Here is a 13,966-nt window from a genome sequence, read left to right as displayed (position 1 = left end):
GCGCCCCGGAACGACAACGTAACATCACCTCCCACCGAGCACCTCTGATGGATCTTGCACTACAGCTTCTGTTTACCGGGATCGGCATCGGCGCCGTCTATGCGCTGGTCGCGCTCGGCTTCGTGCTGATTTTCCGCGCCACCAATGTCGTCAACTTTGCGCAGGGCGAATTCTCCATGGTGGCGGCCTATCTGATGGTGGTGTTCGCCGTCGATCTGGCGCTGCCGTACTGGCTGTCGTTCCTGCTGTCGCTGGCCGGCATGGCGCTGCTTGGCGCGGTGTTCAATCTCGGCGTCTATTATCCGCTGCGCCACCGCACCTTCCTGCCGGTGATCATCGCCACCATCGGCGCCTCGATCCTGATGGCGAATTCGGTGCTGGCGATCTACGGCCCGCAGCCGCAGGTGCTGGAGGGCTGGTTCGAAACCCCCGGCATCCAGCTCGGGCCGGTTTATCTCGACAGCCAGTACCTGCTGATCATCGCCGCGACGGCCACCCTGGTGGCGTTCCAGTACTGGTTCTTCGAGCACACGCTGGTCGGCAAGAAGCTGCAGGCGACCTCGCAGGACAAGGAGATGGCGTCGTTGCTCGGTATCTCCGTCTCCACCATGATCATGGTGACCTTCATCTACTCGGCGGTGCTCGGCGGCCTCGCCGGCATCCTGGTGGCGCCGATCCTGTTCGTCTCGATCCAGATGGGCTCGACCATCGCGCTGAAAGCGTTTGCGGCCACCATCATCGGCGGCTTCGGTGACGTCACCGGCGCCATCATCGGCGGGCTGTCGCTCGGTATCATCGAAACCTTCGGCGCGGCTTACGTCTCGGTGCCCTACAAGGACGCCTTCGCGTTCCTCGTGCTGGTGCTGTTCCTGGTGTTCCGTCCGCAAGGCATCTTTGGCGAACGCGTGGCGGAAAAAGCATGAGCGCCCCCAGCGAGAACATCCAGCCGATCGCCGTCGTGCCTCGGTCCACGCCGCTGCTGATCCGTCATGCGCCGTATTTCATTGGTGCGGCGATCGTCGTGGCGCTGGCGGCCTCCGCGAGCTTCGACGGCTACATCCTCAATATCCTGATGCAGGCGACCACCTTCGCCATCGCGGTGTTCGGCCTGTCGGTAGTGCTCGGCCTGTGCGGCCAGATCAACCTCGCGCAGGCAGCGTTCTTCGGCTTCGGCGCCTATGCGGTGGCGATCGGCACCGCCGACTATCAAATCAGCTACTGGCTGTGTCTCGCGGCGGGCTGCGTCATGGCGCTGCTCGCGGGCGCGTTGCTCGGCATGTCCACCTTGCGGCTCGGCGGGCACTATCTCGCGATGGTGACGATCTCGTTCCAGCAGATCGTCACGCTGGTGATGATCAATGCGATCTGGCTGACCCACGGTCCCGACGGCGTCGGCAAGATCGGACGGCCCGCATTGTTCCAGTCGTCGCAATCCTATCTCGCCTTCAGCGTCGCGATGCTGGCGCTGGTCGGCTACTTCGTCTGGCACTTGCCGCAGACCCGGCTCGGCCGCGCCATGCGCGCGGTGCGCGACAACGAACTCGCCGCCGGCGTCGCCGGCATCGATGTGTTCCGCACCAAGATCTACGCCTTCGCGATCTGTGCCGTGCTCGGCGGTCTCGGCGGCGGGCTGTTCGCCGGCGGCTTCGCCTATGTCAGTCCGGACCAGTTCTCCTTCGCGGAGTCGATCGTGTTCCTGACCATGTCGCTGCTCGGCGGCGTGGCGTCGCCGATCGGTTCGGCGATCGGCACCGGGCTCTTGATCCTGATCCCGGAATGGCTGCGCTTCCTGAAGAGCGTGCCCGGCCTCTATCTCGCCATCTACGGCCTGTCGGTGATCCTGATCATCCGTTACATGCCCGACGGCATCTGGGGCTTCGTCACCGCCGGTCTCGATCGCTTCCGCCGCAAGGCGAGGGTGCCCGATGCGGGCCTGCCACTGATACTGGCGCCGGCGAAGACCGGCGGCGAGATGGTGCTGGAAGTCACCGGCCTCGCCAAACACTTCGGCGGCCTCAAGGCGGTCGATGATGTCGATATCGCCGTGCGTCGCGGCGGCGTTCATGCGCTGATCGGGCCGAACGGCTCCGGCAAGACCACCACACTGAACGTGCTGTCCGGCCTGTATCAGGCCACGGCCGGCAAGGTGCTGCTCGACGGCACCGACGTCACCACCATGCCGCCGCACCTGCGCGCCGCGGCGGGGCTGGGACGCACGTTCCAGAACATCCGGCTGTTCCGCTCGATGTCGGCGCTGGAAAACGTCGTCATCGGCGCCGAGCGGCCGGGCAATACGCTGATCGGCAAGGGCAGCGAAGCCGAACTGACGTTGCGCGCGATGTCGGCACTGAGCTTCGTCGGCCTTGGCCCGCGCGCCAACGAGCTGATCTCGAGCTTCTCCTATGGCCACCAGCGGCTGATCGAAATTGCGCGTGCTCTGGCTGCCAATCCGACGCTGCTGTTGCTCGACGAGCCCGCCGCCGGCCTGAACTCCAGCGAGAAGCTCGAACTGCACGAGTTGCTGAAGCGCATCGCGGCGCAGGGGCTGACCATCCTGATCATCGATCACGACATGACGCTGGTCTCGGAAGCCGCCCAGCACATTACCGTGCTCAACTTCGGACGCCGCATCGCGGACGGCGAATCCATGGCGGTGCTGCGGCATCCCGACGTGGTCTCCGCCTATCTCGGGACAGACTGATGGCGCTTCTGGAAATCAACGACCTCCATGTCCGCTACGGCGAGATCGTCGCCCTGCGCGGCGTTTCGTTCAGCGTCGCGGAAGGCCAGGTGGTAACCCTGCTCGGCGCCAACGGCGCCGGCAAGTCGACCACGCTGCGCGCCATCTCCGGCCTCGCCAAGCCGGCGTCGGGCGATATTCTGTTTGACGGCAAATCCATCGCCGGCCTCGGCCCCGAGGCGATCGTGCGGATGGGCATTTCGCACGTGCCCGAGGGCAGGCGGGTGTTTCCCGGCCTGACCGTGAAGGAAAACATCATGCTCGGCGGCTCCAACCGCCGCGCTGCGAAGTCCGAACTGTCGCGCGAAGCCGACGCCATGTTCGACCTGTTTCCGGACATCCGGAAATTCACCAACTCGCTCGGCTGGACGTTGTCTGGCGGCCAGTTGCAGATGGTCGCGGTCGCGCGCGGGCTGATGGCCAAGCCGCGTCTGCTGCTGCTCGACGAGCCGTCGCTCGGCCTCGCGCCGGTGATCGTGCAGGCGGTGTTCCGGATCATTTCCGAGATCCGGCAGCACACCACGGTCTTGCTTGTGGAGCAAAACGCGCGCATGGGACTATCCGTCGCCGATCAGGGCTACGTCCTGGAAACCGGACGCATCGTGCTCGGCGGCAAACCGGATGAATTGTGGGGCAACGAGGCCATCGCCGCCGCCTATCTCGGCGGCCACGCCAAGCCACTCGCAGCCAACCTATAAGGGCGAATGTCCAACCATGGTTACACTTCAAGTCAATAAACTGATCGACTTCGTCGCTGACATCTTTGCCCACGCCGACTCCTCGCCGGAAGAGGCGAAACGTATCGCCAGCTACCTCACCACGGCGAACCTCACCGGCCATGACAGCCACGGCGTGATCCGCGTCCCCGTCTATATCCGCTGGCGCAACGCCGGCATGATCGTGCCGAACCAGACCATCGAAATCCCCGTCGATACGCCGTCGCTGGCGGTGGTCGATGGCAAGTTCGGTTACGGCCAGACCGTCGGCCCGCAGGCGGTGAAGCTCGGCATCGAGAAGTGCAAGGCCGCAGGCCTCGCCGCCATCGCCACGCGCAACTCCGGGCATATCGGCCGCATCGGCGACTGGGCCGAGATGGCGGCGGCGGAGGGGCTGGTCTCCATTCATTTCGTCACCGCGGCGGGTTCGGTGCTGGTGGCGCCGTATGGCGGCGTCGAACGGCGGCTATCGACCGCGCCGTATTGCGTCGGCATTCCGCGTCCCGGCCAGGCGCCGGTGGTGCTGGATTTTGCCACCTCGGTGGTTGCCGAGGGCAAGGTGCTGGTTGCCAGCCGCGGCGGCAAGAAACTGCCGAAGGGCGCACTGATCGCGCCCGACGGTACGCTCAGCGAGGACCCGACCGTCTTGTATGGCCCCTATGAGATGGATGGTCCGCGCAATCACGCGCAGGGCACCGGCGCGATCCGCGCGTTCGGCGATCACAAGGGCTCCGGCCTGGCGCTGATCTGCGAACTGTTGGGCGGCGCGCTCACCGGCAACGGCGCCACCAAATACGACCGGCCGTTCGCCAATGGCATGTTCTCGATCTACATCGATCCGAAGGTCATCGATCCCTCGAATTTCTTCGACGGCGAAGTGACGCGCTACATCGACTTCTTCCGGAGCACCAAGCCCGCCGCCGGCGTCGATGCCGTTCTCGTCCCCGGTGATCCCGAAGCCGCTACCCGCGCCGAGCGCACGGCCAATGGTGTGCCCTTGCCGGACGAGACCTGGAGCGCCATCGTGCAGACCGCGCGCGAGGTCGGCGTCAGCGAGAGCAAAATTCAAAGCGTCGGAGTTTAGAAAACAGCCCCATCACCGGTCATTGCGAGGAGCGAAGCGACGCGGCAATCCAGAAAGCCACAAGGAAGAACTGGATTGCTTCGTCGCAAGGGCTCCTCGCAATGACGAATTGAAATCGCAACGAAGGACTACAACATGGCCAATAAAGTCAAAGAAATCTGGAAGTCGGGCAAGGTCGCCGTCAACGGATGGCTGGCGATCCCGTCGGGCTTCTCCGCCGAGGTGATGGCACAGTGCGGCTTCGACAGCGTCACCGTCGATATTCAGCACGGCGTGCAGGACTACATGTCGATGGTGACATGTTTCCAGGCGATGGGTGCGCATCCCGTCACGCCGATGGTCCGCGTGCCGTGGAACGAGCCCGGTATCATCGGCAAGGTGCTGGACGGCGGGGCCTACGGCGTGATCTGCCCGATGGTCAACACCAAGGAAGAAGCCGAGAACTTCGTGCAGTACTGCAAGTACCCGCCGCGGGGCACCCGCAGCAACGGCCCGATCCGCTCCGGCATGTATGGCGGCGCCGGCGACTACCAGAAGACGGCCAACGACGAGATCATCTGCCTGCCGATGCTGGAAACCCGCACCGCGGTCGATAACATGGAAGCCATCCTCGACGTCGAAGGCATCGACGGCGTCTATGTCGGACCTTCGGATCTTGGCTTCTCCTACGGCCTGGTGCCGAAGCTCGACCGCGAAGAGCCGGAAATGCTGAAGATCTACGACAAGCTGATCAAGGAATGCGACAAGCGCGGCATCTTTCCCGGCATCCACTGCTCGGGTCCGGTGGGTGCTGCGAAGAACATCGGTATGGGCTTCAAGCTGGTGACGCTGCTCAACGACAGCGGCATTCTCGCCACCGGCGCGAAGAGCTGGATCAGCGACACCCGCAAGAACTCCGGCGGCAAGGCGTAAGCTAACGCAAAGCTGCGCACTTCTTCCCTCTCCCCCGCGCGAAGCGAAGCTTCGCTAGGTGGGAGAGGGTGGATCGAACCGCGCAGCGGTTCGAGACGGGTGAGGGGTAGCCACGAGCTAGGATCCTGTGGCTGCCCCTCATCCGGCCCGGCCGTCGGCCGCGCCACCATCTCCCACAAGGGGAGAATGAAGAAAGAGGCACTTGTCCGAAGCGACAAGGCCAACATCGGGAGGACGACATGCGCAACAGATCGCTGCTTCTCAACCGACGTCAGTTCGTCACCGCAAGTGCCAGTGCAGCCGCGTTGCTCGGCGCGCCTTCGCTGGTCAGGGCCAGCACATGGCCCACCAAGCCGATCCGGATGCTGGCCGGTTCCGCGGCGGGCGGCCAGACCGATCAATTCGCGCGCGTCTATGGCGACTATCTGTCGCGCGAGCTGGGTCAGATCGTGGTGGTTGAGAACAAGGCGGGTGCCGGCGGCGCCGTTGCGGCCATGGAGCTGAAGCGCTCCGATCCCGACGGCCACACCTTGATGATTTGTAACACCACCGCCTACATGCTCAATCCTGTGCTCATCAAGGACATCAAGTACAATGTCCCGCAGGATTTCGCGTGGATCACCGTGATGCCGGGCGGCAGCCTGCCGCTCATGGTGAGCGAAAAGATCGGCGCCAAAACGCTGCAGGACTTCATCGACTATGCGCGCAAGACCGAGAAGGTGAATGTCGGCACCTATGCCGCCGGTTCCTTCGCGCACATGGTCATCCTCGAGCTCAACAAGCAATACGGCCTGAAGATGGAGGCTGTGCATTACCGCGGCGAGGCGCCGATGTGGAGCGATCTCGCCGGCGGATCCATCGATGCCGGCATCGGCAGCTACGCCGCCTCGCTGTCGGTGCTGCAGAGCGGCAAGGCCCGCGCCGTCGCCGTGTCGCGCCGCCGGATCGACGCGCTTCCCGACGTCGCGACCTTTCGCGAGCAGGGCGCGACCTCGCTCGCGCATACGCTGCTGACCTTCCAGGGATGCGTGGCGCCGGCCAAGACTCCGCCGGAGATCGTGGCAAAGCTGTCGGCTTTGTTCATCGCGGCCGGCCAAAGCGATCGGGTTCGCGAATTGCTCAAGAGCCAGGGCATCAGCGAAGGCCCGATGACGCTGGACGCCAGTCAGGCGCTCTACAAGGAAGAGGCGCCGATCTGGGCCGAGCTTGCCGCGAGTCTGGGGCCGCAATTGCAGTAGGCCTCGCCGTTGCCGCAGATGTGCACGCTGTCGCCTCCACGAGAGGTCCCCGCGAAGGCGGGGACCCATAACCTCTGGCGGTTGTAATGATCGACGGCATCTGCCACGCGTCGAAGTCACTGCACGGCGTATGGATCCCCGCCTTCGCGGGGACGACAACGGAGAGGCCATCGCGCGGCGTCTACTAACCTGTCACCCTGGAGATTCCACACCAATGCAGTTCGATGACGTCATCCTCGGCCGCCGCAGCATCCGCGGCTACAAACCCGATCCGGTCCCCAAAGCGCTGATCGAGGAAATCATCGGTCTGGCGATGCGCGCGCCGTCGTCGATGAACACGCAGCCGTGGAATTTCTACGTCCTCACCGGCGAACCGCTCAACCGGATCCGCGCCGGAAACACCGAGCGGATGGTGGCCGGCGTGCCTCAGTCGCGCGAATTCCGCACCGGGCAGGCCTTTGCCGGCCCGCACCGCGACCGTCAGGTCGGCGTCGCCAAGCAACTGTTCTCCGCCATGGGGATCGCGCGCGACGACAAGGACATGCGCCAGGACTGGGTGCTACGCGGCTTTCGCCAGTTCGACGCGCCGGTCTGCATCATCGTGACCTATGACCGCGTGCTGGACGGCAGCGACGATACGCCGTTCGATTGCGGCGCCGTGGCGACCGCTTTGGTCAATGCCGCCTGGTCGCGCGGGCTCGGTGCCGTAATCAACAGCCAGGGCATCATGCAGTCGCCAGTGGTTCGCGAGCACGCCGGGATCGCCGACGATCAGGTCATCATGAAAAGCATCGCGCTGGGATGGCCGGATGAAAGTTTTCCGGCCAATGCGGTGGTGTCGGAACGAAAGTCGGTCGAGGAAGCGACGGTATTCGTGGGGTTCGACGAATAAAGCGTTTGGTGTGAGCGAATCCACCAACTCCATCATTGCGAGCGAAGCGAAGCAATCCAGAGAGCCACACCCGCAGACTGGATTGCTTCGTCGCAAGAGCTCCTCGCGATGATGGCTGCGTATGACCTGCTTCATTTTCATTTGATAACCTTGCGGCAAACTCCACTCCGCCGTCTTGACATAAGTCCTATATTGACTATATTCCCCGCATCCCGCCCCAAGAAGAGGGGCGTTCGCGACGTCGGTGTTCGCGGGGCGGGTGGCGGTGGCGCGGCAGCGTCAGGCCAGAGCGAAGGTCGCAGGGCGCGAGCCCGGGTGAGGACGTGCGCCTTGTACAAAGGGTGCGTTCAAGGCCGGGGGAGGGTGAGCGGCACGAGCCGAGGCTGACGACCACGCTGGCGCGCCGGCCCAAGTCGTGTGGTTCCTGGGTGCCAGATGGGGCACCCCCGGAGTGTAGGGCGCGATGCCAAATCCGGCGCGCACCCTTAGAGGTCCGGGGCGACGACCTTCCGCCGGGAAGAGCACGAAGCAGGCCGGAGCCCACCGCGTGCGGAACGCCGGGTGATCCCCCGGTGAATCCGGAATCCCCGGCGCATTTATTGCCGTCTACGGCATTCGCGTCTGGGCCATGGGTGCATCGGGCACCCGGCGTTCCGCGCGCCCTCTTCAGGGAGGGCAGGGAATGCAGCGATTCGACGGCGTCCCCGCGCCGCAAACAACAGGGGCGATCCCGCATGTCTGCCGCGATGTTTGCACGCCAGAGCAGGGGTGACGCCGCCTCGTGATTTCAGCTAGACTCGTTCCAAATGGCGGTAAAGCCAACAATAATCTCACGAGGAAATTCGTTCATGGCCGTATCCCCCGTCATTCGCCTGCATGCCGACGACGCCGTGCTGATCGCGCGCGCCAGCCTGCTGCCCGGCGTCGAGGTCACTGCGGGCGTGGTGACGTCGGAGCGTATTCCGGCCGGCCACAAGGTCGCGATCCGGCCGATCGCGGTGGGCGAGGAAGTCCGCCGCTACGGCCAGATCATCGGCTTCGCGACGCAGCCGATCGCGCCCGGCCAGCATGTCCATACGCAAAACTTGGGCATGGGCGAATTCTCGCGCGACTACGCCTACGGCGTCGACGTCAAGCCGACGCCTAACTTCGACCTGCCGGCGTCGTTCATGGGCATCCGCCGCGACGACGGCCGCGTTGCCACGCGAAACTATATCGGCATTCTCACGAGCGTGAACTGCAGCGCCCATGTCGCCAGCATGGTCGCCGACGTGTTCAAGAAGAACCCGTTCACCGGCCACAATCCGCTGGCGGATTTTCCCAATGTCGATGGCGTCGTGGCGCTGACCCACAAGACCGGCTGCGGCATGACCCAGGACGAGCCGCTGAAGTTGCTGCGCCGTACGCTCGGCGGCTATGCGCGCCACGTGAACTTCTCGCATGTGGTCGTGCTGGGCCTCGGCTGCGAGGTCAACCAGATCGGCGGCTTGATGCAGGAGCAGAAGCTTGCCGGCCGGCTGCGCGAGATGCAGATCCAGGAGATTGGCGGGACCCGCAAGACCACCGAGGCGGGCGTCGCCTTCGTGCGCGAGGTGCTCGCCGATTCGAACAGAGCGACGCGCGAGGAAGTCTCAGCCAGCGAATTGACCGTCGCCCTGCAATGCGGCGGCTCCGACGGCTATTCCGGCGTTTCGGCCAACCCTGCGCTCGGCGTTGCCAGCGACCTGCTGGTGCGCCACGGCGGCACCGTGATCCTGTCGGAGACGCCGGAGACCTATGGCGCCGAGCATCTCCTGACGCGCCGCGCGGTGTCGCGCGAGGTCGGCGAGAAACTGGTCGGGCTGATGCGCTGGTGGGACGCCTATTGCGAACGCGAGGGTGCCGAGATGAACGCCAATCCCAGCCCCGGCAACAAGGCCGGCGGGCTCACCACGATCCTCGAGAAATCGCTGGGCGCGATGGCCAAGGCCGGCTCGACCAATCTGGTCGAGGTGCTGAACTATGCCGAGGCCGTCACCAAGAAGGGCTTCGTGTTCATGGATACGCCCGGCTACGACCCCGTGGCTGCCACGGGGCAGGTCGCCGGCGGCGCCAACCTGGTGTGCTTCACCACCGGCCGCGGTTCGGTGTTCGGCTGCAAGCCGGCGCCGTCCATCAAGCTCGCCACCAACACGCCGATGTTCAAGCGGATGGAAGACGACATGGACATCAATTGCGGCACCATCCTTGACGGCGACGAGACGGTGCAGCAATGCGGCCAGCGCATCTTCGAGCAGATGCTGAAGACGGCCTCGGGCGCGCCGACCAAGAGCGAGAGCTTCGATTTCGGCGGCGCGGAATTCGCGCCGTGGGTGCTGGGGGCGACGATGTAACAGGCTGTCATTCCGGCCTGCGGCAGACAGCTGCCGCAGGCCGGAATGACGAGTGGAAGAACCCCTCCACGTCATTGCGAGGAGCGAAGCGACGCGGCAATCCAGAAGCCACGAACTAGGCAAGAACTGGATTGCTTCGTCGCCAAGAGGCTCCTCGCAATGACGGCTGAGAGGTGAGCGCCCTTTCCTCAGGCAACATCTGCCCGTTGTTAGGCCTTGATCCACATCTCTGCCGGTGTTCTGCTCAAAAAATCCGCTGGAGTTGCCCAACTTGTCGATCTTCGTCGCGTTACATCACGTCACCCATTACAAATACGATCGCGCGATCGATCTGGGGCCGCAAACCATCCGGCTGCGGCCGGCGCCGCATACCCGCACGCCGATTCTGAGCTATTCGCTCAAGGTCACGCCGGCCAACCACTTCGTGAACTGGCAGCAGGATCCGCAGGGCAACTGGCTGGCGCGCTTCGTGTTTCCGGAGAAGGCCACCGAGCTCAAGATCGAGGTCGATTTCACCGCCGAAATGACGGTCATCAACCCGTTCGACTTCTTCGTCGAGCCCTATGCCGAAACGTTTCCGTTCGCCTATCCCGACGACCTGAAGACCGAACTGGCGCCCTATATGGCGACGGAAGAAACCGGTCCGCTGTTCCAGGCCTACCTTGCGGAGATTGCGAAGCAGGCACCCAGCACGGTCAATTTCCTGGTCGATCTCAACGCGCGGCTGCGCACCCAGGTCAATTACATCATCCGCATGGAGCCCGGCATCCAGACGCCGGAGCAGACGCTGGCCAACAGGTCCGGCTCGTGCCGCGATTCGGCTTGGCTGTTGATCCAGACGCTGCGCCATCTCGGTCTCGCCGCGCGCTTCGTGTCGGGCTACCTGATCCAGTTGCGGCCGGACATCGATCCGCTGGAAGGCCCGCGCGAGGTCGAGAACGACTTTACCGATCTCCACGCCTGGGCCGAAGTCTACATCCCCGGCGCCGGCTGGATCGGCTTCGACGCGACCTCAGGCATGCTGACCGGCGAAGGCCATATCCCGGTCGCCGCCACGCCGCACTTCCGCTCGGCGGCGCCGATCTCCGGCATGGCGGGCTTTGCCGAAGTCGAGTTCGGCTTCGAGATGGAGGTCAAGCGCGTCCGCGAGGCGCCGCGGATCACCAAGCCGTTCTCGGAAGCAGCGTGGCAGAAGCTCGACGCGCTGGGGGAAAAGGTCGATGCCGATCTGAAGGCCGACGACGTCCGCCTCACCATGGGCGGCGAGCCGACCTTCGTCTCGATGGATGATCTGGAAGGCGCGGAGTGGAATATCGCCGCCGTGGGCCCGACCAAGCGCGGCCTCGGCGACGACCTGATCCGCCGGCTGCGGACGCGTTTCGCGCCGGGCGGGCTGCTGCATTACGGGCAGGGCAAATGGTACCCGGGCGAAAGCCTGCCGCGCTGGGCGTTCGGCCTGTACTGGCGCAAGGACGGCGTGCCGATCTGGAAGAACGACGCGCTGATCGCACGCGTCGAAGGCCCGCGCAACGCCGGCGTCGGTGACGCCGAGAAATTCGCCGAAGGCGCCGCGCATCGGCTTGGCGTGCCCCGCGAATATATCATGCCGGCGTTCGAAGACCCCGCGCACTGGCTGCAGAAGGAAGCGGGCCTGCCGCACAACGTCGATCCCAGCGATTCCAAGCTAGCCGACCCGGAAGAACGTTCGCGGATGGCCAAGGTGTTCGACCACGGGCTGAACACGCCGAAGGGGTTCGTGCTGCCGATCCAGCGCTGGAACGCCGGAGCCGACAACACCGATACCCGCTGGCGCTCCGAGCACTGGAAGCTGCGCCGCGGCAACCTGTTCCTGACGCCCGGGGATTCGCCGCTCGGCCTGCGGCTGCCGATTGCGTCATTGCCGCATGTGCCGGAGGACGATTTCCCCTACATCGTCGAGCGGGATCCGATGGATCCGCGCGGCGAACTGTCAGCTGACGACGCCGAGGCGACGGAACGGGCCAAGGCCACGGCCGAGAAAATCCAGGCGGAACGCCGAAACCACGGTCCGGTGCGCACCGCCATGTCGATCGAAGTGCGCGACGGCATCCTGTGCGCGTTCATGCCGCCGGTGGAAAAGCTCGAAGACTATCTCGAACTGATCACCGCGCTGGAAGCGACCGCCGAGGAGATGCAGCTGCAGGTCCATGTCGAGGGCTATCCGCCGCCGTTTGACCCGCGCGTCGAGGTCATCAAGGTGACGCCGGACCCCGGCGTGCTCGAAATCAATATTCACCCGGCCGCGACATGGCGCGAAGCCGTGGACACCACGACATTCCTCTATGAGGAAGCCGCGCGGGTCCGGCTCGGTGCCAACCGTTTCCTCGTCGATGGTCGCCACACCGGCACCGGCGGCGGCAACCATGTGGTGGTCGGCGGCAGCACGCCGGCCGATTCGCCGTTCCTGCGCCGCCCGGATCTGTTGAAGAGCCTGGTGCTGTACTGGCAGCGCCATCCCTGTCTGTCCTACCTGTTCTCCGGCATGTTCATCGGGCCGACCAGTCAGGCGCCGCGCATCGACGAAGCGCGTCATGATGGCCTCTACGAGCTGGAGATCGCGCTGGCGCAGGTGCCGCCGCCCGGCACCAAAGCGCCGCTGTGGCTGGTCGACCGGCTGTTCCGGCACATCCTGGTGGATATCACCGGCAACACCCATCGCGCCGAGATTTGCATCGACAAGCTGTATTCGCCGGATGGCACGACGGGCCGTCTGGGTCTGGTTGAATTCCGCGCGCTGGAGATGCCGCCCGATCCGCGCATGAGCCTCGCGCAGCAGCTTCTGATCCGCGCGCTGATCGCAAAGATGTGGCGCGAGCCGCAGCAGGGCCAGTTCGTGCGCTGGGGCACCACGCTGCACGATCGCTTCATGCTGCCGCATTATCTCTGGGAGGATTTCCAGGGCGTGCTCGCCGAGCTCGGCGCCTCCGGCTACGAATTCTCGAAAGAGTGGTTCGAGGCCCAGCTCGAATTCCGCTTCCCGGTGTTCGGCCATGTCACCTATGGCGGCGTGACGCTGGAGGTCCGGCAGGCGCTGGAGCCGTGGCACGTGCTGGGCGAAGAAAGCTCGGCCGGCGGCACCGTCCGCTACGTCGATTCGTCGGTGGAACGGCTGCAGCTCAAGGCCAACGGCTTTGTGCCGGGTCGGCACCTCATTACCTGTAACGGCCGCGCGCTGCCGATGACCGACACCGGCCGCTCCGGCGAGGTGGTCGCCGCGGTCCGCTTCAAGGCGTGGCAGCCGGCCTCCGGCCTGCACCCGACCATCCCCGTCCATGCGCCGTTGGTGTTCGACATCGTCGATACCTGGAGCCGGCGGTCGCTCGGCGGTTGCGTCTATCACGTCGCGCATCCCGGCGGCCGCAGCTACGACACCAAGCCGGTCAATTCCTACGAGGCGGAAGCCCGGCGGCTGGCGCGTTTCGAGCAGATCGGGCACACGCCCGGCGAAATGGACCCGCCGAAGGAAGAACGCACACTTGAATTTCCGTTGACCCTCGACTTGCGGACGCCGCTCCTGCATTGAGGTTGCCAGTGGTTTGGCAGGAGAGTCGGGGATGACGGGAATGGCCGGCCAGGGGAAAAAACCCCGTCCGGGACATCGCAAGGTCGCGCAGTGGACCCGCGACTACGAACGGCTGCCCGGAATTCCCGATGAATATCTGAACGCCGACGGCACGCCGCGCGACGTCTGGAACAAGTTCTTCGAGGCGTTCGGCAGCTTGGCGCCGGCCGACATCGAGCGCCGTTTCGGCTCCGCTGACCGTCATTTGCGCGAGGCCGGGGTCACCTATCGCGCGCCCGGCGAGATCGCCGACCGGATCTGGCCGCTCAGCCATGTGCCGCTGCTGATCGACGAGACCGAGTGGAAGCAGATCTCCGTCGCGATAACCCAGCGCGCGCAATTGCTCGAACGGGTGCTGGGCGATCTCTATGGCGACGGCAAGCTGGTCGCATCGGGCGCGGTGCCTGCTGC

Annotated in this window: 10 protein-coding genes; all 10 read left to right on the top strand. The window is 64.9% G+C overall.

Annotated features, from left to right (window positions below; genetic code table 11):
- The first annotated feature begins 47 nt into the window (after positions 1-47).
- The gene (locus JWR89_RS11845) at positions 48-923 is read left to right on the top strand and encodes a branched-chain amino acid ABC transporter permease (RefSeq protein ID WP_299716079.1); all 876 of its coding nucleotides are present in this window, start codon (positions 48-50) and stop codon (positions 921-923) included.
- Entirely contained in the window at positions 920-2,701 is a 1,782-nt protein-coding gene (locus JWR89_RS11840) for a branched-chain amino acid ABC transporter ATP-binding protein/permease (protein WP_299716076.1), read from the top strand. Before JWR89_RS11845 ends, JWR89_RS11840 begins: the two co-directional genes overlap by 4 nt.
- Entirely contained in the window at positions 2,701-3,438 is a 738-nt protein-coding gene (locus JWR89_RS11835) for an ABC transporter ATP-binding protein (RefSeq protein WP_299716073.1), read from the top strand. Before JWR89_RS11840 ends, JWR89_RS11835 begins: the two co-directional genes overlap by 1 nt.
- 16 nt (positions 3,439-3,454) lie before the next feature.
- Complete coding sequence (locus JWR89_RS11830; RefSeq protein ID WP_299716070.1) at positions 3,455-4,540, top strand: malate/lactate/ureidoglycolate dehydrogenase; 1,086 nt, start codon at positions 3,455-3,457, stop codon at positions 4,538-4,540.
- A gap of 135 nt (positions 4,541-4,675) precedes the next feature.
- Positions 4,676-5,452, top strand: coding sequence for an aldolase/citrate lyase family protein (locus tag JWR89_RS11825; protein ID WP_299716067.1), 777 nt, complete (start codon positions 4,676-4,678; stop codon positions 5,450-5,452).
- Positions 5,453-5,691: 239 nt separating this feature from the next.
- A complete protein-coding gene (locus JWR89_RS11820) occupies positions 5,692-6,690 on the top strand; it encodes a tripartite tricarboxylate transporter substrate binding protein (protein WP_299716064.1) in 999 nt (332 codons plus the stop codon).
- Between the two features lie 214 nt (positions 6,691-6,904).
- Positions 6,905-7,582: a nitroreductase gene (locus JWR89_RS11815; protein WP_299716061.1), complete on the top strand. Its 678-nt coding sequence runs from the start codon at positions 6,905-6,907 to the stop codon at positions 7,580-7,582.
- An 848-nt stretch (positions 7,583-8,430) separates the two neighbouring features.
- Complete coding sequence (locus tag JWR89_RS11810; protein ID WP_299716058.1) at positions 8,431-9,954, top strand: altronate dehydratase family protein; 1,524 nt, start codon at positions 8,431-8,433, stop codon at positions 9,952-9,954.
- Positions 9,955-10,225: 271 nt separating this feature from the next.
- Positions 10,226-13,516 (top strand): transglutaminase family protein, encoded by a 3,291-nt coding sequence (locus tag JWR89_RS11805; protein ID WP_299716055.1) that lies wholly within the window; start codon positions 10,226-10,228, stop codon positions 13,514-13,516.
- Between the two features lie 31 nt (positions 13,517-13,547).
- The coding region (locus JWR89_RS11800; RefSeq protein WP_299716052.1) for a circularly permuted type 2 ATP-grasp protein at positions 13,548-13,966 on the top strand (419 nt) is incomplete at its 3' end.

This window comes from Tardiphaga sp., from assembly GCF_028290785.1.
Lineage (GTDB): Bacteria > Pseudomonadota > Alphaproteobacteria > Rhizobiales > Xanthobacteraceae > Tardiphaga.
This window is presented reverse-complemented; position numbering and strand designations above follow the sequence as displayed.

Bases quoted from the DNA above. Each gene is read 5' to 3' on its own strand.
- JWR89_RS11840 (WP_299716076.1), top strand. From the start codon at position 920: ATGAGCGCCCCCAGCGAGAACATCCAGCCGATCGCCGTCGTGCCTCGG.
- JWR89_RS11825 (WP_299716067.1), top strand. From the start codon at position 4,676: ATGGCCAATAAAGTCAAAGAAATCTGGAAGTCGGGCAAGGTCGCCGTC.
- JWR89_RS11835 (WP_299716073.1), top strand. From the start codon at position 2,701: ATGGCGCTTCTGGAAATCAACGACCTCCATGTCCGCTACGGCGAGATC.
- JWR89_RS11845 (WP_299716079.1), top strand. From the start codon at position 48: ATGGATCTTGCACTACAGCTTCTGTTTACCGGGATCGGCATCGGCGCC.
- JWR89_RS11815 (WP_299716061.1), top strand. From the start codon at position 6,905: ATGCAGTTCGATGACGTCATCCTCGGCCGCCGCAGCATCCGCGGCTAC.
- JWR89_RS11820 (WP_299716064.1), top strand. From the start codon at position 5,692: ATGCGCAACAGATCGCTGCTTCTCAACCGACGTCAGTTCGTCACCGCA.
- JWR89_RS11810 (WP_299716058.1), top strand. From the start codon at position 8,431: ATGGCCGTATCCCCCGTCATTCGCCTGCATGCCGACGACGCCGTGCTG.
- JWR89_RS11830 (WP_299716070.1), top strand. From the start codon at position 3,455: ATGGTTACACTTCAAGTCAATAAACTGATCGACTTCGTCGCTGACATC.